17 protein-coding genes are annotated in these 26,302 nt (G+C 45.3%); 11 read left to right on the forward strand and 6 right to left on the reverse strand.

The genetic code is table 11. The annotated features are described in order from the left end of the window. The 10 genes from WCK19_RS15980 to WCK19_RS16025 form a co-directional block, all read left to right on the forward strand. The coding region (locus WCK19_RS15980) for a TaqI-like C-terminal specificity domain-containing protein (protein WP_342398397.1) at window positions 1-491 on the forward strand (491 nt) is incomplete at its 5' end. Between the two features lie 55 nt (window positions 492-546). Further along, complete coding sequence (locus tag WCK19_RS15985; protein WP_342398398.1) at window positions 547-909, forward strand: hypothetical protein; 363 nt, start codon at window positions 547-549, stop codon at window positions 907-909. A gap of 436 nt (window positions 910-1,345) precedes the next feature. After that, window positions 1,346-1,573 (forward strand): helix-turn-helix transcriptional regulator, encoded by a 228-nt coding sequence (locus tag WCK19_RS15990; RefSeq protein ID WP_342398399.1) that lies wholly within the window; start codon window positions 1,346-1,348, stop codon window positions 1,571-1,573. A gap of 113 nt (window positions 1,574-1,686) precedes the next feature. After that, complete coding sequence (locus tag WCK19_RS15995) at window positions 1,687-3,564, forward strand: DUF262 domain-containing protein (RefSeq protein WP_342398400.1); 1,878 nt, start codon at window positions 1,687-1,689, stop codon at window positions 3,562-3,564. Window positions 3,565-3,877: 313 nt separating this feature from the next. Next, window positions 3,878-6,031 (forward strand): 3'-5' exonuclease, encoded by a 2,154-nt coding sequence (locus tag WCK19_RS16000; RefSeq protein WP_342398401.1) that lies wholly within the window; start codon window positions 3,878-3,880, stop codon window positions 6,029-6,031. Further along, the gene (locus tag WCK19_RS16005; RefSeq protein ID WP_342398402.1) at window positions 6,028-6,954 is read left to right on the forward strand and encodes a PD-(D/E)XK nuclease family protein; all 927 of its coding nucleotides are present in this window, start codon (window positions 6,028-6,030) and stop codon (window positions 6,952-6,954) included. The genes WCK19_RS16000 and WCK19_RS16005 overlap by 4 nt, the downstream gene beginning before the upstream one ends. Beyond that, complete coding sequence (locus tag WCK19_RS16010) at window positions 6,951-9,164, forward strand: ATP-dependent helicase (protein WP_342398403.1); 2,214 nt, start codon at window positions 6,951-6,953, stop codon at window positions 9,162-9,164. The genes WCK19_RS16005 and WCK19_RS16010 overlap by 4 nt, the downstream gene beginning before the upstream one ends. A 592-nt stretch (window positions 9,165-9,756) precedes the next feature. After that, a complete protein-coding gene (locus tag WCK19_RS16015) occupies window positions 9,757-11,064 on the forward strand; it encodes a hypothetical protein (RefSeq protein ID WP_342398404.1) in 1,308 nt (435 codons plus the stop codon). A gap of 1,078 nt (window positions 11,065-12,142) precedes the next feature. After that, window positions 12,143-12,574, forward strand: a complete 432-nt coding sequence (locus tag WCK19_RS16020) for a hypothetical protein (RefSeq protein WP_342398405.1) — start codon at window positions 12,143-12,145, stop codon at window positions 12,572-12,574. Continuing rightward, window positions 12,571-12,723 (forward strand): hypothetical protein, encoded by a 153-nt coding sequence (locus tag WCK19_RS16025; protein ID WP_342398406.1) that lies wholly within the window; start codon window positions 12,571-12,573, stop codon window positions 12,721-12,723. The genes WCK19_RS16020 and WCK19_RS16025 overlap by 4 nt, the downstream gene beginning before the upstream one ends. A 116-nt stretch (window positions 12,724-12,839) precedes the next feature. On the opposite strand, the gene WCK19_RS16030 is transcribed toward WCK19_RS16025, so the two are convergent. Beyond that, the gene (locus tag WCK19_RS16030) at window positions 12,840-18,293 is read right to left on the reverse strand and encodes a choice-of-anchor Q domain-containing protein (RefSeq protein ID WP_342398407.1); all 5,454 of its coding nucleotides are present in this window, start codon (window positions 18,291-18,293) and stop codon (window positions 12,840-12,842) included. A gap of 65 nt (window positions 18,294-18,358) precedes the next feature. Then, a complete protein-coding gene (locus WCK19_RS16035; RefSeq protein ID WP_342398408.1) occupies window positions 18,359-22,924 on the reverse strand; it encodes a C39 family peptidase in 4,566 nt (1,521 codons plus the stop codon). A 590-nt stretch (window positions 22,925-23,514) separates the two neighbouring features. Here WCK19_RS16035 and WCK19_RS16040 point away from each other — a divergent pair. After that, complete coding sequence (locus WCK19_RS16040; protein ID WP_342398409.1) at window positions 23,515-23,697, forward strand: hypothetical protein; 183 nt, start codon at window positions 23,515-23,517, stop codon at window positions 23,695-23,697. Window positions 23,698-23,766: 69 nt separating this feature from the next. On the opposite strand, the gene WCK19_RS16045 is transcribed toward WCK19_RS16040, so the two are convergent. The 4 genes from WCK19_RS16045 to WCK19_RS16060 form a co-directional block, all read right to left on the reverse strand. Beyond that, window positions 23,767-24,252 (reverse strand): GNAT family N-acetyltransferase, encoded by a 486-nt coding sequence (locus tag WCK19_RS16045; RefSeq protein WP_342398410.1) that lies wholly within the window; start codon window positions 24,250-24,252, stop codon window positions 23,767-23,769. Window positions 24,253-24,254: 2 nt separating this feature from the next. Further along, a complete protein-coding gene (locus WCK19_RS16050; RefSeq protein ID WP_342398411.1) occupies window positions 24,255-24,548 on the reverse strand; it encodes a DUF1778 domain-containing protein in 294 nt (97 codons plus the stop codon). Window positions 24,549-24,647: 99 nt separating this feature from the next. Next, complete coding sequence (locus WCK19_RS16055) at window positions 24,648-25,022, reverse strand: hypothetical protein (protein WP_342398412.1); 375 nt, start codon at window positions 25,020-25,022, stop codon at window positions 24,648-24,650. A 295-nt stretch (window positions 25,023-25,317) separates the two neighbouring features. Beyond that, on the reverse strand, window positions 25,318-25,644 hold the full coding sequence (locus WCK19_RS16060) for a zf-TFIIB domain-containing protein (protein WP_342398413.1): 327 nt from the start codon (window positions 25,642-25,644) through the stop codon (window positions 25,318-25,320). Between the last annotated feature and the right edge of the window lie 658 nt (window positions 25,645-26,302).

The following is a 26,302-nucleotide window of genomic DNA, read 5'->3' on the forward strand; positions in this document are numbered from 1 at the left end:
TTTCAAAAGGCTTTGTAAACTTTCGCCTTGACCTAGTTTTCAGAATTACTCTAAGGGCTTGTGCATATTATAACGAATTTGAAAAGCCAAAAATAATTTATCCGAAAATAGCAATGACCAGTAGGTTTTTTTATGATATGTCAGGTGCTTATATAAATGATTTAGCATTTATGATACCAACTACTGATTTATATTTACTTGGGATCTTAAACAGTAAATTAATTTGGTTTTATTTAAAGAATGTATGTTCTACTTTAGGTAATCCTGAGAATAGAGGCAGGTTAATGCTCTATACTTCGGACGTTAGTAAAATTCCAATTGTAGACCCCATAAGTCTCAAGCGCATTCACGTTGAAAAATTGGTTAATAATTTTTTAACCTATGGCTCGAATATACCGGAAGCAGCAGGCTGGCAGCAAGAAATAGACCGCATCGTGTACGAAATCTACGGTCTGACGGATGAGGAAATCGCGCTGGTGGAGGGGCATTGACGGCAACTATCGAAAGTAACAGCGCAACCATAGAAAGATAAGAGAGGGATTGGCGATGGTAAGCGATTTATTCGACTTTGAACTGAGAGCAATAGTTGAAGAACTACGAGAACGGGTACGCGCGTTGGAAGAAAAGGTAAGTCGACTGGAAAATGGCGGTAGAACCAGCAACCCAAGCCCAACTCCAAAGCCTGCCGTTGCACCTGCCCCCGCACGCCTCGAAGGGTTGGTGGAAGCCATTCGCGCTGCGCTGGAAGTTCTAGGCGAAGGAGATTCCGCAATCATCCGTCAGAAGGTAGCCGAGCGCGGTTTGCCTGCCGCTACCAAAAGCGATGTGAACAAAACGCTCTACGCCAGCCAAAACCTGTTCAGGATTGACCGTCAAGAGGGCGCAAAGCCAATATGGAAGCTGCTGTGAAAAGAAACTAGCCTTCAAGGTGTAACTATGACACCTATTCAATACACCCGGAGTCATAGTGCTTCTATTGCTAACCAAAGCATAGAACCTTGGTTTCACTTCTTAGACAGTGTACTAGCCACTATGCTGTAAAAGGAGTCAATCTGGGATAAACCACAATTTGATGCCAATCTTATAGAATTGTTATAGCTTACCTCAAAACCAAAGAGCAAGTGTAGTTTTGGAGTACGGGCTTAATTAACATTTTGTTTTTCGATTATTTGGAGTATAGGCTACCTTCTATAGCAGACCATTTATGACAAGAATCTGTTTATTCTAGCCATATTAATCTTTAATGTAATGTTGCTACTTTATAATATTCTTTATAAAGAGTTTTATACAAGCGGCATTCTCAAAATACGCTTTGGGTTTAGTGATATTAACCGAGGCACCTATTATGGTTATTACGGAGTTCAGTGAACTTATCAAGGAATTCAGACAGAGAACAGGTCTTACTCAGGAAAAATTTGCCGCAAAGCTCGGAGTCACTTTTCCAACTATAAATCGCTGGGAAAAGGGTCATACCAAACCTTCACCGCTTGCACTTAAGCAGGTTGAAGATTTATTACGTGGCATGGGAACTCAGGTTGAAGGTTTACTGGGAAAATACTTCCCCCAGAAATAATACATGTTTCAACGATTAAGCAGGATAGGGGCGGTTTTTGCATAACCACCGGTGAGTAAATATGTGAGAAGTCCGTGAGTTTTATATTCAATTTACACTAAGGAAATATCACTATGTTTTTTACCAGCGATAAGGCTAGCCTACAGGGTATTTTACAATCGATCGAAAAAGGGGATATACAATTACCGGATTTCCAAAGAGGTTGGGTTTGGGATGATGTTCATGTGCGAGATCTTCTTGCAAGTGTATCTATGGCTTACCCAATTGGCGCAGTAATGATGCTGGAAACAGGAAACCCCCACGTTCGTTTTAAACCTCGTCCGGTTGAAGGTGTAGTATTCAACGGCACCACCACCCCAGAACCAAGTCAACTTGTTCTGGACGGACAGCAGCGCCTGACTTCATTGTATCAGTCTATAATGAGTGGTAAGCCCGTTAATACACGGGATACCCAAAAATCTAACATAAAACGTTGGTACTATCTAGATATTGAAAAAGCGTTAGATACTAATATTGACCGAATTGATGCCATTATTGGTTTATCTGAAGATCGCAAACAGAAGAATTTTAGAGGAGAGGTCGTTGCAGATTATTCGACACTGGAAAAGGAGTGTGAGACCGGTCTATTCCCGTTCTCTATTGTTTTTGATGTCCCTAAATGGAACGAGTGGCAAAGTAAGTATGTTCAGATAATACCAGATCAACTGCAGCAACGGTTCACGCGTTGGAACGAGTTTTTCCAAAACTTTCTGCAAAAAATGCTGCAATATTCATTACCATTAATTCTTCTCCAAAAAAACACCCCCAAGGAAGCGGTATGCCAGGTCTTTGAAAAGGTGAATACGGGTGGAGTATCACTTAACGCTTTTGAGTTGATGACCGCCACTTTTGCTGCTGATGATTTCAATCTACGTGAAGATTGGTATGGGCATGATGGTAAGGATGGGCAACCAAAAACCCAAGGGCGAAGTGCAAAACTAAAAGCATACACCGCTCTAAGCGAAGTTGAAAACACCAGCCTTTTACAGGCCATTACATTATTAGCTACCAAAAAACGCAGAGAAGATGCCAGCAAAAACCAGACTCCTGCTGACAAATTACCCGCAATTAGCTGTAAACAAAAAGACATTCTTGAAATAGACGTAACGGAATATATTGCCTTTGCTGATAGCGTTACCGAAGGATTTATTAAAGCCGCCAAATTACTACGAGAGGAAAAAATCTTTTCCTTTCGCGACATACCTTATCGAACTCAACTTACCCCTCTAGCTGCGATAATGGCTGACTTGGGTGATTTAACTGTGAAGGCTGGTGTAAAGGATAAAATTAAAAAGTGGTATTGGTGTGGGGTGCTGGGTGAATTATATGGAAGTGCTGTAGAAAGCCGATTTGCTCGTGATGTAGCGGAAGTAGTAGCTTGGATCAAAGATAATGGACCAGAACCAACTACCATAACAGTCGCAAGCTTTACCCCCTCCCGCTTGCAATCTTTACGAACTCGCACGAGTGCGGCGTATAAGGGAGTGCATAACCTATTATTAAAAAAAGGCGCAGTGGATTTTTTCACAGGTACCATTATTGATGACCAGATTTATTCTGATGATAAAATAGATATTCATCATATTTTCCCCAAAGCTTGGTGCAAATTAAACCAGATTACGGCAAATACTTATGATAGCATCATCAATAAAACGCCTATCTCGGCCAAAACGAACCGAGTAATTAGCGGGAATGCTCCAAGCCAATACCTGCCCAGAGTTGAAGCAAAATCGCAGATTACAAGTCAGCAAATGGATGGATATCTAGCAAGCCATCTCATAGATACTCACAGTTTAAGGGTTGATGACTTCTTGGCTTTCTTCAAGTCCAGAGAAACCGCTTTATTAGCCATAATTCAGGAAGCAATGGGTAAACCTCTGCTTCAAGAAGCTTCTAACCAAAATACTGACAATTATGATGAGGAACTAGAAGATGACGATATAAATTCCTAATCAATATGAGGCATCAAAACATTGCTGCGATGATGGGTCAGTCTGCCCGGTAGAATATATCCGTAGCCAGAAGCAATGGGGTTTAGTACACAAAGGGGAAATTTCGGGCGGTAAGCCCTCCTGCTTATTATCGGAATCAGTTAAATTTGAGGGCTATTAGCGATGCCAAATGACCAACCCGACTTTCGGTCAGGAACACGAGTCGGACAGAAAGAGTCGCTACGGAGAATTGGCTTGTTGCAAAGCCCTATTCATTATTGCTTTTCTGAATTAGCTGTAAGAGCGAAATGAATCTAATTAACATGAAAGCTCATTGGAACTAAAAGTTCAAGCTTTAACCGGAGAACCATTCATGGTCACAAATTGGCTCACAACCATGAAACCGAGCTTTACCACCGATTGGCTGAAACTTCCGCCTAAAGAATTGCATCAGGTGCTGGAAAAAATCAAGCTCCTAGAACAAGACCCTCATCCCGATGCCAAAGTTAAAAAACAACTTAAATACCTCGATGGCAAATTATATCGAATCAGGAGCGGAGATTACCGCATCTTCTACACCTTTGACGAGAAATACGTGAGCCTTCTCGCCCTCAAAAAGCGTGCCGAAGACACCTACGACGAAGAGTATGATGTGGAATTTCTCGGTGGTTTGGACGTAGAGTTGGGGGGAAGCCCCTCCAAAACCCAGCCGGATTGGGAGAAGTTCTTCGCAACTCACGAGCCGGAAAAGACCAAACTACCAGAAGCCATTACCCCAGAACTCCTGAATAAGCTGATGATTCCCCACGAATGTCATGCCCGTTTGGTGCAGCTTACCACTCGCGATGCGCTGTATGATTGCCCTGGCATTCCAGACGAATACCTTCTTAAGCTCGACGAGTACATGTTCGAACGCCCCCTCGTGCAGGTAACCCAACAGCCAGATTACCTGTTGGGAGAAGTTGAAGACTTGCTGCGCTTTAAAGAGGGGGAACTGGTCTCCTTCCTTCTCAAACTCAGCCATGACCAAGAAAAGTATGTAAACTGGGCGATGGAGGCTTCAGGACCTACTCTGGTAAAAGGCGGTCCCGGCACCGGAAAGAGCACCATTGCGCTCTACCGCATCCGCTCCCTGCTAAAGGTACTTAAATCTCAGGGCGTAACCGCTCCCCGTATTCTATTTACCACTTACACCAATGCCCTTGTAACCTCCTCTTGCCAACTTCTGGAACAACTGCTCGGCGATGATGCTCGGCTGGTAGAGGTGCAAACCGCTGATAACCTAGTCTGGTCAATTTTGCAAAAAGCGGGTAAACAGAACCACCCTGTCGCAGATGATGAGTTAAAAGCACTGCTGCGGAGAGCAAAAGTGCGGGCGAAAAGCTGCTTTGAGGGCAACGCTATTCAAAGAACCTCGCAGGAACTGGCGATAGATCGCATGAGCGAGAGCTACCTTTTAGAGGAAATCTGCACAGTTATCGTAGGCAGGCAACTTGAAACTCTGGAAGAATACCTGAAAGCAGCCCGTCCCGGCAGAAGGATGTCGCTCAACGTCAACCACCGCAAAGGAGTTTGGCAGGTACATCTGTCCCTGCTGGAACTGCTGAAAGAGGCACAAACTACCACCTTCTCCCACGCCCGTAGCGATGCTCAAAAAATACTGATTACTTCTTCTGCTCGCGAAACTTATGACGCGGTGGTGGTAGATGAGGCTCAAGATTTGGCGCCAAGTGTCCTACGCATACTGGTATCTGTTTGTAAAAGCCCCAATCGTTTCTTCGTTACCGCCGATGCCAACCAATCCATCTACGGAAGCGGGTTCAGTTGGCAAGATGTACATGCCGACCTCCGCTTTCAGGGACGCACCGGAGTATTACGCACCAATTACCGCTCTACCCGTGAAATAGGGGAGGCAGCACATTCCTACCTTTCCAACGGTAGCCTTGAAACCGAAGAAACCCCACGGGAATATATCAATACAGGATTACCCCCCGGCACGAGATCGGTTGAGGATACCGAAGAAGAAGCGCAACTACTGGCACTATTTCTGCCAAAGGCTGCCAGAGAAGCACGCATGAGCCTCGGTGCATGCGCGGTATTGTGCCCCACCGAAAATGCGGGTAGGTCTGTGGCAGCCCGTCTGCGCCAACTAGGGGTGGAAGCCACCTTTATGCCCGGTAAAGAATTGAACCTCTCCAGAAGGGAAGTAAAAGTAATCACCCTTAAATCCTCAAAAGGGCTGGAGTTTCCGGTGGTAGCCTTAGCGGGCTTTCAGGATGCCTCCTACCCTTATCAACCTCCCAATATAAAGGAAGATGAAAAAGCCGAATACCTGTCGGTAGAACGGCGCACCATGTACGTAGCAATGACACGTGCCATGCGCACCTTACTCATACTGATTCCCGCCCAGACCACTTCCCCCCTTCTATCCGGTTTTGACCCTACCAAGTGGAATCTTGGTACAAATCAGGAAGGGGTGAAAGCATGAAAGCAATAGTTTTAACGGAGGTAGCAGGCTATCGTTTTAGCGCGTCTGCCATAAACCAGTATTTGCGCTGCCCCCGCAAGTTTTACTATTCCACCCTTCTACGACTGACGCAGCCCTATTCCACCACTGCCTCATTTGGCACAATCATTCACGATTCGCTCGAAATTCTACACAACTGGGCAGGCGCACAACCCATTCGCCCCGTTTACGAAGAGGCGAATGCCCAGAGCCAACTAATCCTAGAGGAAGTCTGGCAAGAAGCAGGCAAGAGGTTTATTTACCCGGCAGTTCAAAAAGCCTACCGCCAAAAGGCGCAACGCCTTCTCAAGCGCTATACTCAGGTTGAGTTCCAACGTATCGGGGCAGATATTCCCATTCGCACCACCAGCGAAATCTCCTTTGAACAGGGCTTTCTTCTAGGTCGCTTCCCAATTTCAGGTCGGATAGACCGGGTGGATTACTTTGGAAGTGGGGAAGTTGCCATAATAGATTACAAAACCGGCAGCGGGGAAAAAGCTCAGAATGCCCTTATCAAGGACTTTATTAACCTAGCGCAAAAGTCCACATGGCAGCCCACCGACTACCAATTGCCCCTCTACTACTTCTATTGGAGTGCGGTAATCGGCACGCCTCCCCGCTATATCGGGCATTACCAACTCAAGCATTCCAAAGGTCCTCGCCTTACCCTGATTGAAATAAGACCGGGCGCGCCAACTCCTGAAGAGCGGCTAAAGGGTAACCGCAAATACCTATATCAGGAGGAAATGGAAGAAATACTCCCCGCTCTCCTTCAGGTACTTGAGGAAATGGCTGAGGCGAACCAGAACTTCCCTGCCCACCCTTCTACCGGACGGGAGTGCCAAATGTGCCCCTACACCTTTGCTTGCGAGGGAGCAGGAGAAGAGGAGGGAGAGGAAGAATGAGCAGCATAATAGAGGAATTAAACGAAAATCAGCGGATTGCAGTAACCAGAGCTGCTGAAATGTCGCTTCGGATCGTGGCAGGACCCGGCACCGGGAAAACCAAAACCTTGGTGGCGCGTTTTCTTGCTCTGACACTGGGAAATTCACTTCCAGCAGACCGGGTGCTGGCGCTGACCTTTACTACAAAAGCCGCCGAGGAAATGGTGGAAAGAGCCAGCCAACTCTATCAGCAAAATAAGCTTACCCTAAATCAGCCATGGATTAGCACCTTCCACAGCTTTTGCTTTCGGATTCTCTACGGACACGAGGATACAGAGACAAACAAACATAATTCCCCTTTAACAGAACTAGAGCGACTGAAACTGAGGCAAGACCTATCTCGTGAGATTCTATTACTGCCTGACTTGGCAGAAAGCTATCCCCATCTGGATTTTGCCGACCACCCCGCTCTTTTTGATGCCGCCTATCTCGCCATTGAAAGACTGCGGGACTCCTACTGTACCCCGGAGGAGCTATTGGCAAAACTTCCCCCTGTCGGGAGTGCCAATGAAGAAGGCTATCGACGGGATATTATGGGCTTTACCGCCGAACTATACCGCTGTTACCGGGAAAAGCTGGAAGAAATGAAGCGATTGGACTTCCCGGAAATGGTCTATCGGGCATATTACCGCTTGAAAGATAATCCCGACCTCTGCCAGACCTACCGAGAGCGTTTTCATCACATTCTGGTAGATGAATTTCAGGATACCAGCCGAGGTCAGTTGCAATTGCTGAAACTACTGTCCCCGGATTTAAGCCGGGTGACGGTGGTGGGAGACCGCAAACAATCCATCTACGGCTGGCGAAACGCTCGCCCTGAGAACTTCGATGACCCGCATCTTGTCGGAGCAATCCAAGTTCCCCTGAATCTCAACTACCGTTCTTACCAAGAAATCTTGGACATAGCTGCCAGAGTAATTCTCCCATTGGCAGATTCTCAGCTTTTCCTGCCAGAAGAACTTACTATTACTGCTAATAACAAGAGTGGACCGGAAGGTTGTGTCACTTTGGCTTGCCCAGAGGATAGCGTTTCAAAAGAAGAAGGGCTGAAAGCAGAGGCTCATTTCATTGCCAGTGAAATAAAGAAACTCAAGGAAACGCAGCCGGATAAAACTATTGCCCTGCTTCTCAGGAGTGTGAGAATTCAGAGCAGACCCTACGAAGAAATATTTAGGGCAGAGGGAATTGAGTATGTGACTTGGGGCGCGGGAGGGTTTTATGATCGGCAAGAGGTGAAAGACCTCATTGCCATCTTGAGACTGGTAGAAAATCCCTCTGACGGACAAGCTTTTTATCGATTGGCACCTTCACCCCTTTTCAAGTTAGAGCAAGCGCTACTTTATGAACTAGCGTTAAAGGCACGAACCGTAACCAAAGAACGAGAGTGGAATTTTGAAGCGGGGATAGAGGAGTTGGCGGAAGTACCTCAAGAACTGCGAGAGTTACAAATCTTTATCGCTGAATGTCGCCGGGAAGCAGCACAACTCACCCCTGCGCTACTGGTGGAATGGATACTTAGCGGCGAACGGTATAGCCAATACTTTGAAAGTCGTACGGTAGGAGAGCGGGAGCGGGTGGAAGCCAACCTCTCCAAACTTATGAAGCTGGCAACTGCGTTTGAGAAAGCACAACCGGAGGCAGCCACCTTAAAGGACATGGTGGAGTATTTCAACCTGTGGATCGAATTTGGCTTGCCGGAGCAGGAAGAGTTACTTGTACCAGAAGACCCCAAACCGGGAGTGGTGCAGGTGATGACGGTACATCTCTCCAAGGGATTGGAATTTGACAGCGTGTTTGTAGCAGGGATAAAGCCCAGCCAATACCGGGTGGAAACCCGCCTGTTCAGTTACGAGCCGGATTTAGAGCATGAGTTTGAGGGGGGCTTTGCTATCTTGAAGTATCAGGGGGAAGACGGCAGAGTTGATGGGAGCAACCTTGCTCGCTACAAAGAGATACAAAAGAAGCGGTGGCTGGCAGAGGAGAGATTTGTTTACTACGTGGCAATGACAAGGGCGAAGAAAAAACTGTCCCTAACCACCGCTTATTCCGAACAGGTAATCAGAGAGATGAAGGGCAGGGCTGCTAATTTTTTGTTCAGCGAACTCACGAGTTGGGTGGAAGAAGAAGAAAGTATTAGCAAGGGCTATCGCTTACATAAATTTGCACAGTGAGTGTTTCTAATCTGACAAAAATCTTTCGATTTACCCTTGGCAGACCTGGAAGCTACTGAAGAAGACTCAAAAACCTACCAGTTGTTGGATGATTTCTCAGTGTGGTTCGTTAACTGGAGATGCAATAGAATGTTTCCTTGCATCACATCAAATTATTCTGAAGATTACAGATAGATTTATCAGGGATTCGCGCCACTTGGGAAAAACTGTTTTAGAACTAAACACTACTAAAAAACTTACGCTCAAAAAATGACGATGATGTTTAGTTTTAGACCATTCTTAGCAAAGTGGGCAGAATCCCTGATGACACACTGGTGTGAGGTAAAGGCAATGAGTACAAGCCTGCGAGATCGACCAGTTGGTTTTTCGCACACTCAGTTCGAGTATGCGCAGAATCACGGGGATACCTATTGGCTCTATGTTGTTGAATATGCAGGAACATCACGCTCCCGCATTGTTCGAATCCAGAACCCCGCTGGCAAGGCACGTACCTTCACCTTTGACTACGGTTGGCTCGATGTCGCCGAGTCCGATGACAAGCAAGAGGATTAGGGAGTACACTCACTTGCAAAATTTGGTGAAATAGGATGAAATGTTTAACAAGCAGATGAATGTGAAACCATCCACGAAGGAGGAGATTAAGTTGGGGAGTAAGAATTTATTTGCTGCTAAGTCACTTCGTATGAGGCTTGGCGCAGCAATATTTCTGTTCGCAGGTCTGCTTTTATCGGCTTGCGGTGATAGCACTGCTACGCCTGTTCCTGCTACTACTACCGCTGCCACCCTTGCACCAAACCAGACGGTAGGACCTGCGGTTGTCCCTACGACTGCTACAACTGCTGCTACTACCACTGCCAGCGCTACTACAGCCGCTGCTACCCTTGCGCCAAACCAGACGGTAGGACATGCAACTGCGACTCAAGAAAAGTCAAATTATGCACTGAATGTCGAAAAACAATTGCAAGAAGCGAAAACCTACTTTGAATCGCTGGACATTGAAAAAATTGCACAAACAACAGGTTATTATATGAAACAAGATGGGATAGAATCATCTGGTGTAGCTTTGATTACCAATAATACACAATATTCTCGAGTAACTCGAAAACCTGGCACATTTGGGGGAGTAATCTATAGTTTTCCAACACCAATAAAATATGAAGATGGCGAGATGAAACGAACAACCATGATTACTGGAGTTAATCTGGGGGTTATTGACATCGAAAAAGAATTACAAGATGGACGTAAAACATCAATCCAAGTGCTTTTAGTCGGAATTGCTCCAACTACGAATAAGGCTGATTGGGTTATACTCCCCACATTAATTGGTGCAAATGGTGCAACCGGTGACAGCTCGGAATTTGCAACAGAAACCGCAAAAATGAAACCTGCTCATTCGCTGTTTAATCCTATTGGGGATAGAAAAAATTTGAGCGTTGCAGAGTTATCTGTTTCTCTTTCTCAACAACCAAATAAACCGAATGCAGAGTTCATCAAGGAACTAAAAGCAGGAAAAGGATTGGGTGTTGAATTCAATTATGGGAATTTAGGTACAACAGATGCACGAGCAGGTCTCGGAAATTTAGAAAAAATTTACCCAGAATGGATGAAAGCTTTGGGTATAACACCTGAAGATATGAACAATAATTATAATCATATAGAAGCAGTATTGAATGCATTATTGATTTCAACATCAAAAAACGCACAGTCAGTGGTTGGGGAATGGAGTCGTTTTGCAGGACTAAATCAGAATTTACGCAATTTTGACGCATTAACAATTGATTGGAAATCACTTCTTGATCCATTGTCTAATACAACTAATTTATTTGCGTTTCTCACTGGAAATGATATCAGAGCTTTTTCAATTCCATCTTCCAGCAACGTTACCAATGTTTCACCTTGACAAGAGCGTGCGCTGATTTGTATTGCTAAATGGTGTTAGATTAGTAATTAAGAAGGATCAGGATCTGCGTAAATTTTAGTGGTAAAAAGCCGTCATATTTTTGCACACCCGTTAAGGGGACAAATTCCCGCGAATAATGACTTATGACAAGTTTACAAGAATTATTGCGTACCTGAATTAACTAGTTTATCTCAAAAATACGCTAACTTCTGGATGTTACAGGTAGTTATAATATTTTGCCGTTTGTTATATTATAACTTTAACATCGAAACATTAAGATTGCAATTTCCCTGTCTTGGCGTTTTATTTATGGTTAAATTAACTGAGGGTTTGAGATTCTTGTGGCTTTGAAAAGAAGGCGCTAATGTGCGCTGACGATGGGGAATTCAACTCTGTTACCGCTCTATTATCAATTTCTCCCGAACTGCTCAGGCATTGACAAGAGGTGGGGTTGCTGTTCCCGCCAATGTACCTGCTCCACAATACCCACTGCCACTCCTGCTTTAAGTCGCATTTGTTCTGGTAGATAGACTCTTCCGCACTTAGCGTGAAGCAGAAGGAAAAATCCTACCAGTTTGAACCTGTTCCGGTTTATCAATGAAAATGGAACCACCCTTTTTCACGTCAAGTGAGGGAGAACCCTTTTTTAGGCGAAACACCCCCATTTTTCAGAGCAAAATATTCTCACCTTTTAATAGCGGGGGTTTTCACAGCATAAAAGCAGTGCCTCTCAGCAATTATTGCACCTCCTCTCAAGTTCAACAATTTGCACCTATCGCGTACTAGACCAGCTTTGGAAACCCCAGCTAAAGATATTGACTGGGGTGAATGTTTACGCCTGACTAACTATTAGGGCGTTGTTAGGCAGGAGTGGGATGGGATATAGGAGGCATTCTAGGTGGCTTAGAATGTCTCTAAATGGCATAAGAGATTTGGGTTGGAATAGAGGAATTAGGTTATTGGGAGGAATATTCACTCCAGTCAATACCATTTGCTGAAGTTCCCAAGACTGGCGTTTGGGGGATATAATTAAGTAGTAAGAGATTAAATGTTATCTGCACGCTAAGGAGACAAAGCTATGGCACACTACATATACAACTGGAACGGAAACAAGGCGACTCTGGTAAGCCAAAACGCTTACAGCTTGGATGAAGCCTTGAACGCCATTGCTGCCCTGAACGCCAAAGCGCAGGACTATGACGAAGTATATAGCCTCGCCGCTCTAAGCCGAAACGGTGAGCCAGCCCAAACACTGTACCGCCTTGCCAACGGCGAGCTTAGCGAAATCGAAGAAAGCGTTTGTATGGAAACCGAGCAAGGTAAGTGGTTAGACCTGATGGTGGTAGGTCAGGTTGAGCTTGGCAAGCTGTACTACCGCTTCTGCGGGATGGCAGGCAATTCCATGTATGCCGAAGATTACCGCAAAGACGCTGCCTCCGTTTTGAAGGTGTACAAAGCCCGTTTCGGCAAAACCCCTTGGGGAAAAGTAAGCTTTAGGTGTAAATATTGACTCCCCACTGGTTTTTTCACACCTATGTTCACCGGATTACCCAATCCCATCCCGCTATCAGGCACACGCTGGCTGAGGTGGTGCGCTACGATGGCAACCGCGTGAACCTGTTCCCGCTCTCACCCGCACTGCTGTTCCCGCCAATTTGAGAGGGTAGTCCTTTTTCCTTCTTTCTGACATCGCTTTGCACTTTACAGGGTTCTTGCCGTTTCCTCCATGTCCTTTCTCTATTCAGGGTTTAGACCGTTATTATCAATCTTGGTAATCAGTTGCCTGCTTTTATATTGGTGTTTTTGAAAATGATTGGACTTCCACCGCTATACACGCTGCCTTGGATAGTGCAGCTATCTAGTGTTACTTTACCGTTATTGTTGTAGATAGCGCTACCTTGAGTGGAACTACCACCTATTATCGTCAGTCTGGACAAAGTTAAACTACCGTTATTGTTTACCTGTAAAGCCTGTCCTGCAACACCACCGTTGAGAGTTATTTGCTGTCCGGTTCCATCAAGAATCAAATCACTGCTGATGACGATAGGTTGAGTAAGGGTAAGTGTCCCGGTAGAATTAAAAACCAATACCGTGCCAGGCGCAGCATTAGACACCGAAGCGCGAAAGTCAGCCTCGCTATTTGCGCTAACCTGTATAACAGGTCGATTGTCCACCGCCCCGATAGAGCAAGGGCTTAGGCGTGGAAAGCCACGTTGGTCGGTAGTGCCAACGCTACAACTACCCGCTCCAATCGCAGGACTGTCCACCAGTAATTTAAGAGTCTGGGTGGGACCACCATTATTCGCCAATGTAGCAAGCTTCGGGTCGGTGTTGGTCTTGCTGCTGCCGGCATTGAAACCGCAGGTGTTACCGCTGTCTAGGTTGTAGCCACCATCGGTAATAGTTCCGCTGCAATTGTTAGAACCGTTTATCAGCGTGTTTTTCAGTGTTACCGAATTGCTGTTATGAATTGCGCCTCCGGTGGTGGCTGAATTGCCGGAGAAGGTGCTGTTGCTCACCGCTAACGTCCCGTTATTATTGTAAATGGCGCCGCCCTTGCCATTGGTGGCTGAATTGCCGGAGAAAGTGCTGTTGTTCACCGTCACAGTGCCGCTATTGTTGTAAATCGCCCCTCCGTCTATGGTAGCAGAGTTGTTGGAAAAGGTGGAGTTGGTAATCGCTACCGTCCCGTTATTATTGTAAATCACCCCGCCTTTAGAAGCTGCACCCTCCACAAAAGTGAGGTTATTTAAGTATAGTTTTTTGCCAGAGTTGACGGAGAAAAGCTGGTACGTACTTGCCCCACTAATTGTCACTTTACCCGACCCTGTATTAGTCAGGGTTAGGTCTTTGGAAATGCTGGGCAGTGCCTCCGTTAGGGTGATGGTGGTATCAGCGGCGCACGCGAAGTCGAGCGTGCCGCCACTACTAACCGCGAATTTGAGGGCTTGTACTGAGCATCCTGCAACTACCTCAAAGGCACTGCTGCTATCCCCGGTCAGACCAGTGGCAGCGGCTGTTAGGATATAGCCAGTTCCAGCTAGGTTCACGGAAAGGTCGGTGAAAGTGGCTACCCCGTTCACAGCTTTTACCGTTTTAGTTCCACCCAATACTGCGCCGGAGGCTCCACCTGAGAGCGTGAGGGTTACAGAGCCTGAGAAGAAAGTAGCAGTGTTACCATTGGCATCCTGTACAGTTACTATAGGATTCTGAGCAAAAGCTGCCCCGGCAAGGGCTGTTATCGGTTGCACGGTGAAAGCCAGTTTGGTTGCGCCTGCTGCAACATTAAAAGTGCTGCTGCTCACCCCACCACCGATCAATTCAGAGGAAGTAGTTAGGGTATAGCCAGTCCCGGCTAGGTTCACGGAAAGGTCGGTGAAAGTGGCTACCCCGTTCACAGCTTTTACCGTTTTAGTTCCACCCAATACTGCGCCGGAGGCTCCACCTGAGAGCGTCACCGTGAGAGTACCAGTATAGGTAGTATTAGTAGTAATGCCATCTGGATTTTTTACTTTAACTACTGGTTGCGGGTTAAGCAGACCTCCGGCAACAGAAGAACCAAGTTGCGGGTTAAGCAGACCTCTGGCAACAGAAGAACCGGGTTGAGTTTCAAAAGACAGAAAAGTTAAAGAATTGGTAGCCACTATCCCTCCCACCCCTGTAGCAAAACAAACGGTGACGGATGGGCAACTAATGCCGTAAAGATCGCCAGTATTATATGAGTATTGGGTAGTCCAGGTGGACACTATTGTGCCTCCATTCCCAACGGAGAAGCAGGTAAGCACATTGGGACAACTAATGTCACGCAGCCCGGTATTAGTATCTAAAATTTGGTCAGTCCATGTGATTCCCCCATCAGTTGTGGACACTATTGTGCCATTGTATCCTATACTACCCGCCGCAAAGCAAGTGGTTGCGCTTGGGCAACTGATGCCGGCAAGACCATCGTTGGTATTAACAGAAATTCGAGTTGCCCATGTGGTTCCCCCATCAGTGGTGGACACTATCGCGCCAGAATAAAAATCATAAGAGCTTCGTCCCGCCGCAAAGCAAGTGGTTGCGCTTGGGCAACTAATGTCACGCAGCCACATAGCTGTGTCGATGGATTTGCTAGTCCAAGTATCTCCGCCATCAGTTGTGGACACTATTGTGCCTCTCCTATCATCGCTGCCCATGTATCTGCTATCACCCACGGCATAGCAAGTAGTGACGCTTGGGCAACTAATGGCACGCAGGTTGTTAGCAGTGTCGGCTGTTCGGGTAGTCCATGTGGTTCCTCCATCAATGGTAGCTACGATTGTTCCAAGACTACTCACGGCAAAGCAGGTAGTAGCGTTGGGACAACTGATAGCATACATTGATGGAGCATTTACAGAATTGGTAATCCAAGTATTCCCACCATCGTTAGTGTACAGCATTGTGGTGTCAAAATGTATTCCACCACCAGAATTCCACCCCATAGCAAAACAGGTGGTTTCACTGGGGCAACTAATACCGTACATGGTGGTATTTTGTTCAGTAAATTGAGGAACCCAGATGTTTCCACCTGTGTCTATATCTACCGGTATTATATTAAAGCTTGAACTGACGGCAGATGTAAGGTTACTGTTGCTCGCAGTCAATATGTAACCTTTACCGACTTTATCAATAGAGAGGTCGGTAAAACTAGCTACTCCATTGATGGCGGTAACGGTGGTTGTGCCGTTCAAGTATGCGTCGGTAGCGCCCCCAGAGAGCGTCAGCGTGATAGACCCTGTAAAAGAGGTATTTGGATAATCGCTGGAATCTTGTGCCTGCACCACAACTTGTTTAGGGAAAGGCAGCCCAGCATTGGAATTTCTAGGTTGAGTAGTGAAAGCTAGTTTTACTACAGGACCTGCCACATAAAAAGGCTCACTATTGACTGAAATTAGATTGTCGCCGGTGAAAGTCAGCCCATAACCCGCCCCGGCTAGGTTCACGGAAAGGTCGGTGAAAGTGGCTACCCCATTCACAGCTTTAACCGTTTTAGTTCCACCTAATACTGCGCCGGAGGCGCCGCCAGAGAGCGTCACCGCGATAGATCCGGTGTAGGTGGTATCTGTAGTAACTCCATCAGCTTTTGTTGCTTTAACTACAGGTTGTGGATTAAGCAAGCCTCCGATAGTAGAAGATCCGGGTTGGGTAGTAATAACCAAAGAGGGGGAAGATGGCACAAAAGATTTAGCCACACCTGCACCGCCCACAGCGGCCACAGCAAAACAAACGCTGTCGGTAGGACAACTGACGCTCCCCAAATAGGTAATAGTGCCGGAGTCCTGAGTGACCCAAGTTTCCCCACCATTGATAGTAGCCACTATTGATATGGAAACTCCAAAAGCATTAGGCCAGGTAGTACCCACAGCATAGCAGATGAGCGCTGTGCGACAACTGATGTCTAATAAGCTGGTAGTAGAACTACTACCGGACGGGGTAGTAAAAGTACCGACAGAGGTTTCGAACCAAGTATAACCTCCATTGGTAGTTGCCAATATTACGCCAGCATTACCCACGGCATAGCAGGTGGTGACAGTGGGGCAAGTTATTCCATTTAAGTAATAAGAAGGATTGAAGCTTCGGACCCCCCAAGTGTTACCCCCATTTTTAGTGACTATGATGGCTCCCTTCGTATTAACGACAAAGCAAGTGAGAGCATCAGGACAACTGATACCGGTTAGCTGCTGGTTTAAAGCCGTGGTGTATTTGGCAGTCCAAGTTACCCCAACATTGGTGGTTTCAACTATTACGCCTTTAAAAGACTTGCTATTCGTATCATATAAATTCCCCACGGCAAAACAGGTGGTTTCGCTGGGGCAACTAATGGCACTCAGGTTGTTAGCAGTGTCGGCTGTTCGGGTAATCCATGTGGTTCCTCCATCAATGGTAGTCTCTAGAGTGCCTTCATCCCCTACAGCAATACAGGTGGTTTCGCTGGGGCATTCGATTCCCCAAAGACGACCCTCTGTACCGGATGATTGGGGAAACCAAGTATTTCCATCGGTGGTGGCTAATATTGTACCAAAATACCCCACTGCAAAGCAGGTGGTTTCGCTGGGGCAACTGATGTGGTTCAGTCCGGTATTATTGAACGTGGGTTTTTCAGTCCAACTTACTCCACTATCGCTTGTAGCCCATATTGTGCCAGGATTACTTAGTGCGGTAGAGCAAGCAAGGGTGCTGGTGCAACTGATTCCTTGTCCGTTACCAGTAATAGAGGTACGCGCATTCCAATTGGCTCCACTATTGGTAGTGGACATTATTGTGCCACCCCATCCCACCCCAAAGCAGACGTTAGCATTAGGGCAACTGATGCCGAACAGGTCAGTTGCTATGCCAGAGTTTTGGATAGCCCAAATATTAGTCCCATTGCTGGTAGCCACTATTGTGCCAGCACTCCCGAAAGCAAAACAAGCGGTAGCATTAGGGCAACTGATGCTGTTAAGATTGTTAGGTGTGCCTGAAGTTTGGACTGTCCAGTTGACTCCTTTGTTACTGGAAGCCACTATTGTGCCTGAAGCTCCCACTGCAAAACAGGTGTTAGAATTGGGGCAACTGATGCTGTTTAGGTCAGATGCTATGCCAGAGGTTAGAACATCCCATGTCTTTCCGCTATCGGTGGTGGCTTCTATTGTGCCTGAAGCTCCCACTGCATAGCAAATGTTAGCAGCAGGACAACTAATGCTGTTTAGGTCAGATGCTATGCCAGAAGTTAGAACATCCCATGTCTTTCCGCTATCGGTGGTAACTTCTATTGTGCCAGAAACTCCCACTGCATAGCAAATGTTAGCAGCAGGACAACTAATGCCGTTCAGGGTATTAGACGAAGAGGATTTAGTTGACCAAGTACCCCCATTTTTGGTGGGGTACAATACTACGCCATCATTACCCACGGCATAGCAGCTAGTTTCGCTGGGGCAACTGATGCCATTAAGACGGGTCACCTTTGTGGCAAAAGAGTCTTGCCATCCCCAAGCGCCACCTCCAATGCTAGAAGTAGTTTTCTGAGAGGCTTTTTTTACAGGAGTAGGAGTCGGTTTATTCCCGGTTGTGCTAGGAGTTACCGTCCCGGTTGCACTCGCGCTTAGGCTATTAGAAAGACCTGTGCCGGCAAGAAGTAAAAATGCCAGCAGCAGCAATACGCGGATTGGGGAAATAATCTTTCTAGAACGCTCACTAAGCCTGATAAAAAGACCAAGAATATTTTTTCGCATCGCTTCTACTCCTACGGTATAGAGAATGAATATGAGGATAAGGGGGGCGATTTCTCGCCCCTGTTTTAGGCTTTTTTAACAACCGTGCAGATGGCTGTAACTGGATTATTACCTACACCACCTGTTATTTTCAGCCTCCCGCCCGTTATGTTCAGATTTGACAGCAACGCGCCACCTCTCATTTGCACATCGTACCCTGCGGTGTTCATTGTTTTAGCGCCGCTACCGCAATTTCCCCCATTGATGAATACGCCCGAAGGTATTGTTAGAGGTCCTGTGAGGGTGATGGTTGAAGGCAGATTTATAGTAAGCCCTCCAGATGGCACGTTAAGGAGAGTATTTAACAGTTCCGCTCCAGTGGTTACAGATACGGCTGTACCCGGAGTGATTGCGGATGCCTCGTTAGAGTAAGCGGAATTTCCAGAGGCATTGTATGAACGCACCCGGTAGTAATAGACGATGGCAGGGAACAAGCCATTCGTATCGTTGAAAGTAATGACATTTGCCCCGGTTGTGCCAATTTGGCTGTAAGGTCCACCTGTGCCCACTTTACGCTCTATTTTGTAGCCTGTTTCCCCACTGACATCTCCCCAACTTAAAGTTATCAGGCTACCTGAAACAACGGTGGTAGTAAGACCGGAGTACACAGTTAGCGCGGTACTACTGCTGATACCATTAAGCAGCGCGGTTATGGTGGCGCTACCTGCGTTCACTCCGGTAGCCAGACCGCTTGCGCTTATTGTGGCTTTGCTTGTATCGCTGGAACTCCAAGTCACACTGTTGGTTACGGTAGCCGTGCTGTTGTCAGAGTAAGTACCAATCGCGGTAAATTGTTGTGTAGTGCCCTTAACAATACTAGAGTTAGCCGGAGTCACTGCGATGCTTCTAAGTGGTAGAGCAGTCACTCCAAATTCTATAGCGGTGCCACCATCGCCCTGATAATACTCAATGCGAATCGGAACAGCAGTTTGGGTGCTATAAGTCTGGCTATAGTAGTAGCATGTTTTATTTTGTACTTTCCACTGGTCTATTACTTTTGCGCCTGACAGATAAAGCCGCACTCCGTCATCTCCACAAAGCATAAACTGGTATCTGCCGCTGGTAAAAGTGTAAGTCCTATCCCAACTTGCTGACCAGTTAGTGCTGAATGTCAAACCCAGTGTTGGCATTGGAGCATACCAAGTTGGCCAATCATACTTAAAATCAAGCCCGGTGCTTCCCCCGGCACTAACTTCATTCCGAACTAAACTCGGTGCGCTCAGCAAGTTAGCATTGTTGTAATATTGCGCTTTCCAACCCGTGAAAGTATTGGGCCAGTAATAAGCTTGATAACTACTGCCGTTCCAGGTAATGTAACCATTGGCGAAATTACTCTGAGGATTTCCGCTTGCATTGACGAACTCATCACTGGTCGGCAGCCCTAGCGCAGAACTAGGTCCCCCCATATTCATATAGGTAGAAAATACAACACCCATCACCACGAATGCCCTGATAGTGCTTGGTGGCGCCCCTCCCGCTTCATGATGGAATATACCAGCAGACCCGGCATTTCCTCCAGTAAATGGTTGCCATGTAACCCCGGTATTAGTACCAAACCAACTAACTCCACCTGTAGTTGAACCTATGGTGGTACTCCCTCCAATGCGGTTAAAAGCTTCTACATAATTTTGAGAGTAACCTGACCCTTCCCCGACACCAAATTCTCTAGTACCGAATACTTCTAGTTCCCAGATTGATACATGGGGTATATCAGCCGGTTGCGCTACTATTTGTACTTTACTTGCTGTTGTTCCGGCGGGAAAAGTTAAGGTTCTGAGTCCGCTTGTTCCATCCGCAACTACGAATACATCTTGCCATGTCCCGTTCATGCCTAAAATCTGTACCGTATAATTCTTCGAATACGCCCTAGCCCAATAAATTTTTAATCTATCCAATCTGTAATTGGAACCCAAATCTACAGTAAGAGTAGGATTTATTGCCCCATCTTGTGAAGCCCATCGGCTATTAGGGTCTGCATCAGCTACCTTGCTTGCTTCATTACCAGCGCTGTAAATACTCGATGCGGTAATGGTTTTCCCTCGTGCAATGTTATTCTCAAGTGGAGGTAATACAGTAACCTGTAGATTCTTTGTAGGACCAAACCATGTTATTGTCTCATTGACCATTTGCAATACATCGGTATAAGTTCCCGCAGCCTGATTTGTCGGAACAGTTAAAGTTATAGGCCAATCTTTAGTGCCTCCCGACCCAACCTGTTCTCCTGCATTAAGAAAAGAGCGACCGTAGCCTGCTATGGTATTATGAACCCCCAGACGGTAGAGGGGAGGATTTACACCAATGTCAGACCAGATGGCTGCTCCTGTGTTTTTGGTGGTAATGCTATAGCCCTGAGTCTGACCCGGTATCATGTAGATACTGTAGCCATTGGCATCGGCAAGCCAGTTTGCTGAGTTACCAGTAAATTCACTGTTAGGTTGGCAGGTTATTGCTTTTGGCGAACTACCTATTTCAGGGTTACCACCATTTGGGTCGGTATTTATGGCGTAAACTCTTACTTCGTGAGTTAGACCGTCTTTATACACATTTGGAACAGCAAACGAAAACCCGTGCAGACCATTATCATGGCTTACTAATGTAGCTACATCAGAGCGATATATATTCGCGGTAGTTGCATATCCTTGACCAACTCCTGAGACACCATTGAAGTAAACATGTACGTTAATGGGCACGTTAGGGGCTTTAGGGTCCCACGCCCAGCCAATAATGCTGTTACAATCAGCACTGTTAATATCTCCTTCTGGAGTAGCAGCGGGAATCGGATTATCGATGACAATCATCCAGGATGCGCTAAGCTCAGCCCATGTATAAGAAACATCTGCTCCGTTAGCATAATTTCCATATCCGGTCTGATTTTTGTTGCCCCAAGGATCGTTAACGATTAAGCTACCATTATCGGTATAGCCTTTAACTACAACAATATGACCACCACTTGTCAAATAGGTACTTAGAATGACTATTTTCCCCTGACTGATTGCAGAGCTGACATTACTAAAAGATGGAGAATTTGAAAAAGTTGAAGAAAGCCCATTTTTTGTCATGTAGTCTTGCATTCTCCAAGCCCAGGCTGTACAACAGACACCGTTATACGGTGCAACCGACCAACCGTAAGCCCCGTAAGCAGCTCTTCCTCTAGGATCAGTTTGCATTGTATTAAAGGTTGTACCGTTATTTGTGTATATGTTACTAACATACCAGCCCCAAGCATTGTCTCTGTTACTATAGTTAATGTGCATTGGGTGAGGAGTTATTTTAGCGTAGGCTGCCAATGTCATAACTGCCGAAGTTGGCCCACAAGCCCATGAGCCATCAAATCCATCCGCTGTATCGAGGTTTTGATGAACATAAGGAACACTCAAATTTTTAACTACTGCCATCGGAGAAGGTATTGAGAAGGCTGGAGGTGTAGGAGCTTTGTGCAAAATTATAGTATCGGCGTTTGATAGTACAACCTGTTTAATATCCCCTTTGGTATTGCCAATTAGAAGAGAATAACCATCACGATTCCAATTCAATAACTCAAATCGCTCGTCAAGAGTACCTTGCTGCTTTTCTATCATTTGGGCAGTAAAAGGATTTACAATACGACCCATCCATAAGCCATTATTGTTAGACAGAGGATTAATGGTAGGACTTTTCTTGGCAGTCACACTATCCAAGTTGTAGGCTAGGTAGGTAGAAACCATTAAGGCGGAAACATTCCCACCAGCTTCAAATTCTTGAAGAGTTGCGCCAGTATCAGGATTGGCTAAGCGTATAAAATCTGTGGTATCGGGTTTATTCGTTTGAGCTACACTATATGCTAGAGTTTTAATACTACCCTGAGATCCTAATCTAAAATTTCTTAGTGTTATACCATTCTCTTGGGTTAGTAAAATTATTTTAGATGTAGCATTACTTACTGTTAAGTCGAGAGATGCATAGTGCAAAATACCAGACTCATTGGAGTCTAGAAAATAGATAATAGAATCATTATTACTAAACCCAATGATTTCTATAATATTTTCATTGAATATAGTTTTGATTTCATTGCTATTGATTTCATAGTTAGATAATGTTCCACTGTAAAATGGGTAGCTGATACTTGAAGTAGTAACAAGATAGCCAAAGCCGCTACTATTATTTTTCCAAACTGGTAATGCGATTCCATTTCCGGGTAATGCTTTTATAATACTAGAGCGAACTTCACCTTTTTTTAGATCTATTAAATTTAATTCCATACCACCCAGATTAGTCTCGAAGGTATAATACAAAACATACCACCCGTCTGGGGAGAGAGAAGTAAACAGTCTTTGGATATTATTATTCTGTACCTTTATATCTGTTAGCTTAGTTGTCTGTCCTTTTATTACCCCATATATTCCATAAGTATTGTTATTTTCTTTGGCACTAAACAAATTATCCAAAGGTATAGTTTGAGGTTGGATATTCGAAATAGGGGCGGAAAGAACGATTTTATTTGTGTCAAGTGTAAAAACAAATGCCAACATGAGTATAAAAAAAGCAGACAGGGAGACTGCTACTAGTAGAGCAATTTGAAGTACCCCGAAATGACGAGAATTTGGCTTAAGCATATATCCCTCCCATGCTGGCACTGTGATAAACCTAAATTCGTTCAATCGAATAGAATAAAATAGCTACACAAAAAGTCTTATAGATGTTCAGGTTTGGTTTTGGAATCTTCTGACAGGTTTTGTGCTTAACCAACGCCGTATTTTTTCAAACCCTTTTCTGAACATCTAGCGAATCCCACATTTACATCGGTCAAAATAACCTTTCCTCCCACATGTGCCTCAGTAGCAGCATGCCCACTGGGCATACAAAATGTGCCAAGTGAAACCCAAGTATTACGATTTGCTGACTGGTTTACCGTTACATTGTTTCGGACATTCCCACAAGAGTAAACCTCATAGGTTATATTTTGAGCGGTTGGTTAGCTCGGAATGAATGCCTTAACCTGAATTAACCCTTTTATTTTAATGATGTTCTAATCTTCTGACATGTTACAGATATGTTGTAATATTTTGCCGTTTGTTATATCATTACTTTAACAGCAAGACATTAAGTTTGCAATGCTATTAATTATATTTAACTTTGTTATTTTAGTAGTGGTTGAATTAACTTGAGAAGTTGAGGTTATTGTGGCTTCGAAAAGAAGGCGCTAATGTGCGCTGAAGATGGGGGATTCAACTCTGTTCCTGCTCTCCCCCGCGCTGTTACAATACTGGCAATAGGCGAAATTACTGTTCCCGCCAATTTGAGACATTTGCGTATCAGGGCAAGTGAAAGCAAGGCACTGTCCCAAATGTTATGTCAATCTAATCCTAAGACCAGCCTGTTGCAATAGACTGTAATCACTTGCATATCGAAGCCTGACGCGGCTGTAATCCTACGAAAGTTGGAGTTGGCGGAAATGTCACTGACCCTTTTTAAGCGGTAGCATAAGCTGAGGAGGGGTACTTCCAAACGAGAAAAAACCAAAGCGCTCATAGAAGGCTTTTGCTTTAGCATCCTTAGCATCAACAATCAGCGCAAACGCCAGCAGTTCCACATGGGAGGCTCGCTCGAAAGCATCCCATAGGAGCGCCGCCCCTAACTTCTGCCCTTGATAGTTCTTATCCACTACCAAGCGCCCAAGACGAGCAACTGGAACAAGCGGGTAGAGGGGCAACCGCTTTTTTTGCGCCTCCGGTAAATCCGTAAGAACCACCCCTCCTGCCGATAGGGTGTAGTAACCCGCCAAACGCTTTCCTTCATCGTCAACCGCGACAAAGCAAGATGTTACGCGACGACGCATATCTTGCGTGACTTGCTTACGAAAATAAGCATCAAGCGATTCCACCCCACAAGAGAAATTGGCTCTATCGTGATTGGACAGCGGTTCTATTACGAATGGGGGCATTGCTAAGATTCTCGAATAAGACGAGTATGAGCAGCCTTTGCGCGTTCCATAGCTGCCGATAACTCAGGCGGATTAAGCAATTGCTCGACAAAACGCAGACTATCGTTCATAGACAAGCGAATGAGATGTTCTTCTTCTATCGTTTTGTAAGCTGCTTCTAACTCAGCCGTGACCATAAAATCGCTTATACTACGTCCTTGAAATTCGGCAGCACGTCGTACAACCGCTAACGCTTCCGCCGCAATACGCGCCTCGATCCGCATTGTTTTAGTGGCATGTGGCTTGATATGTGGCATTTTAGGCCATCCTTTCTAAAAGCTAGTTGTCACCTGAAAACAACGGGCGAAACAACACTAGGATTCAACGTTTTCCCAAATGTATCTACTCCACTGCCACTAAATAGGTGGCGCTTCTATACAGTAATAAGGCTGAACCAACTTGGAAATATCTTGACCATGCTGCTTTAGTAGGGTTGCCGCTTGGGCTCTCACTAACATAAAGCGTTCGTACCGGCGTACAAGAGTTTTAGCGGTCTGGACTTCCCGAGTTGTAAGTCCTTCTCGTTGCTTTTTTAAATGCAACTCTTCCAGCCGACTGGCATCATTTTTAGGAAGATGGCTCTGAGCAACCCGCCAGAGAGACGGCTCATGGAGATAAACCATCTGAGCCAACTCCCCTTCTAGCTCTGGAACTAGACTATCCTCGGAAGCCACAGAAGTTGCCGCCTCAAGCAATGCATCCTCAACAGTACGACCAGTCTGATCTGCCAAGCGTTTTAGCCGTTCATACAGATAGGTCGAAATATTTAAAGTTAATTGTTGTGTGTCCACTTTTACAAAAAACCCTTTCCGTATGCGGCGAAATCCAAGCCCATTTATACCCCCTACGGGGCACAGGTGGGAGGTGGTCAGCCACCAAAAACACCGACCATATAGCACAAATTTTTGATTTTAACCACTGAATATGGACAGACACCACCAACCGAAATCGGTCGGATTTTTTACTCGAAACCATAATAATAGAGGAATAATTCTGAGCAATTATCCCCCTATGAAATTTCATCTGCTAAAAATCTAAAATGTCTCCTAGAAAACCCCCACGTCTGCGTTTTTTTCCATTATTGCCATCATGTTCGTAGCGGTCGTCATCGTCATCATCATGGTCACGGCTACGATATTGCTGATTCGGATCATATTGAGGCTGTTGGTAAGGAGGGTATGCCGGATTCTGTGGCGCACGCTGCCCTTGTCCACCCGCCGGGACACTATTCTCAATAATCTTATCCAGTTTACCTCTTTCTAACCAAACTCCCCGACATTTTGGGCAGTAATTGATTTCTACACCGATACGTTCTGCCAATAACAAATCAACTTCACAATCTGGGCATCTCATAATAATAATTCCTCTCATGCATATTGTTAATTCAATTTCCTAAAATCCTTAGAACCGATTTTCCCGATTAGGTCATTTCTGCTTATTGCTCTATCCCTAAACATCTTTAGCATGTCAAACTAGAATATGCCATAGACACAAACCAAGACCAACAAAATCAAGAGTTGAAACCTGAATAAATCCTGCAAAAATGGTACGTACAACACAATCGGCAGGAAAAACGTTGCGCCACCAACAACCCACCACAAAGCTTTAACCTGATTTATAGTAAAATAAACAAAATCCTACATATTGATTATACGTAGGAAGGGAAGAATCAAAAAAAACATGTGGGATTACAACCAATTTCTATAAGTCTTTATTATAAGTAAGTTATAACAAGGGTTTATCTTAACTATTAGTAACTACTCATTTTTACCGCTATTATTCAAACTGAAAAGAATTCAGAGACAATTTCATGATGGAAATCCTACCTGAAACAGTGCAAGATTATTCGGAAATAGCCACCGTAATTGACTGGAATCACTATTTGGGGAGGTGTGAGATGTATATAGGTGGCGATTATTAGAGATGCTCTTGGTAGCTCTCAACCGGTCTATGACCCCCAAGAGAATTGGGATTAGAGGATAGTTAGTGGGGATAAGTTCGTATTTGAGGG

It is taken from the genome of Candidatus Chlorohelix sp. (genome assembly GCF_037138995.1).
In the GTDB taxonomy this organism is placed as follows: Bacteria; Chloroflexota; Chloroflexia; order Chloroheliales; family Chloroheliaceae; genus Chlorohelix.

Bases quoted from the DNA above. Each gene is read 5' to 3' on its own strand.
- WCK19_RS16060 (WP_342398413.1), bottom strand. From the start codon at position 25,644: ATGAGATGCCCAGATTGTGAAGTTGATTTGTTATTGGCAGAACGTATC.
- WCK19_RS16050 (WP_342398411.1), bottom strand. From the start codon at position 24,548: ATGCCACATATCAAGCCACATGCCACTAAAACAATGCGGATCGAGGCG.
- WCK19_RS15995 (WP_342398400.1), top strand. From the start codon at position 1,687: ATGTTTTTTACCAGCGATAAGGCTAGCCTACAGGGTATTTTACAATCG.
- WCK19_RS16005 (WP_342398402.1), top strand. From the start codon at position 6,028: ATGAAAGCAATAGTTTTAACGGAGGTAGCAGGCTATCGTTTTAGCGCG.
- WCK19_RS16015 (WP_342398404.1), top strand. From the start codon at position 9,757: ATGTTTAACAAGCAGATGAATGTGAAACCATCCACGAAGGAGGAGATT.
- WCK19_RS15990 (WP_342398399.1), top strand. From the start codon at position 1,346: ATGGTTATTACGGAGTTCAGTGAACTTATCAAGGAATTCAGACAGAGA.
- WCK19_RS16045 (WP_342398410.1), bottom strand. From the start codon at position 24,252: ATGCCCCCATTCGTAATAGAACCGCTGTCCAATCACGATAGAGCCAAT.
- WCK19_RS16040 (WP_342398409.1), top strand. From the start codon at position 23,515: ATGTGCGCTGAAGATGGGGGATTCAACTCTGTTCCTGCTCTCCCCCGC.
- WCK19_RS15985 (WP_342398398.1), top strand. From the start codon at position 547: ATGGTAAGCGATTTATTCGACTTTGAACTGAGAGCAATAGTTGAAGAA.
- WCK19_RS16020 (WP_342398405.1), top strand. From the start codon at position 12,143: ATGGCACACTACATATACAACTGGAACGGAAACAAGGCGACTCTGGTA.
- WCK19_RS16010 (WP_342398403.1), top strand. From the start codon at position 6,951: ATGAGCAGCATAATAGAGGAATTAAACGAAAATCAGCGGATTGCAGTA.
- WCK19_RS16035 (WP_342398408.1), bottom strand. From the start codon at position 22,924: ATGCTTAAGCCAAATTCTCGTCATTTCGGGGTACTTCAAATTGCTCTA.
- WCK19_RS16030 (WP_342398407.1), bottom strand. From the start codon at position 18,293: ATGCGAAAAAATATTCTTGGTCTTTTTATCAGGCTTAGTGAGCGTTCT.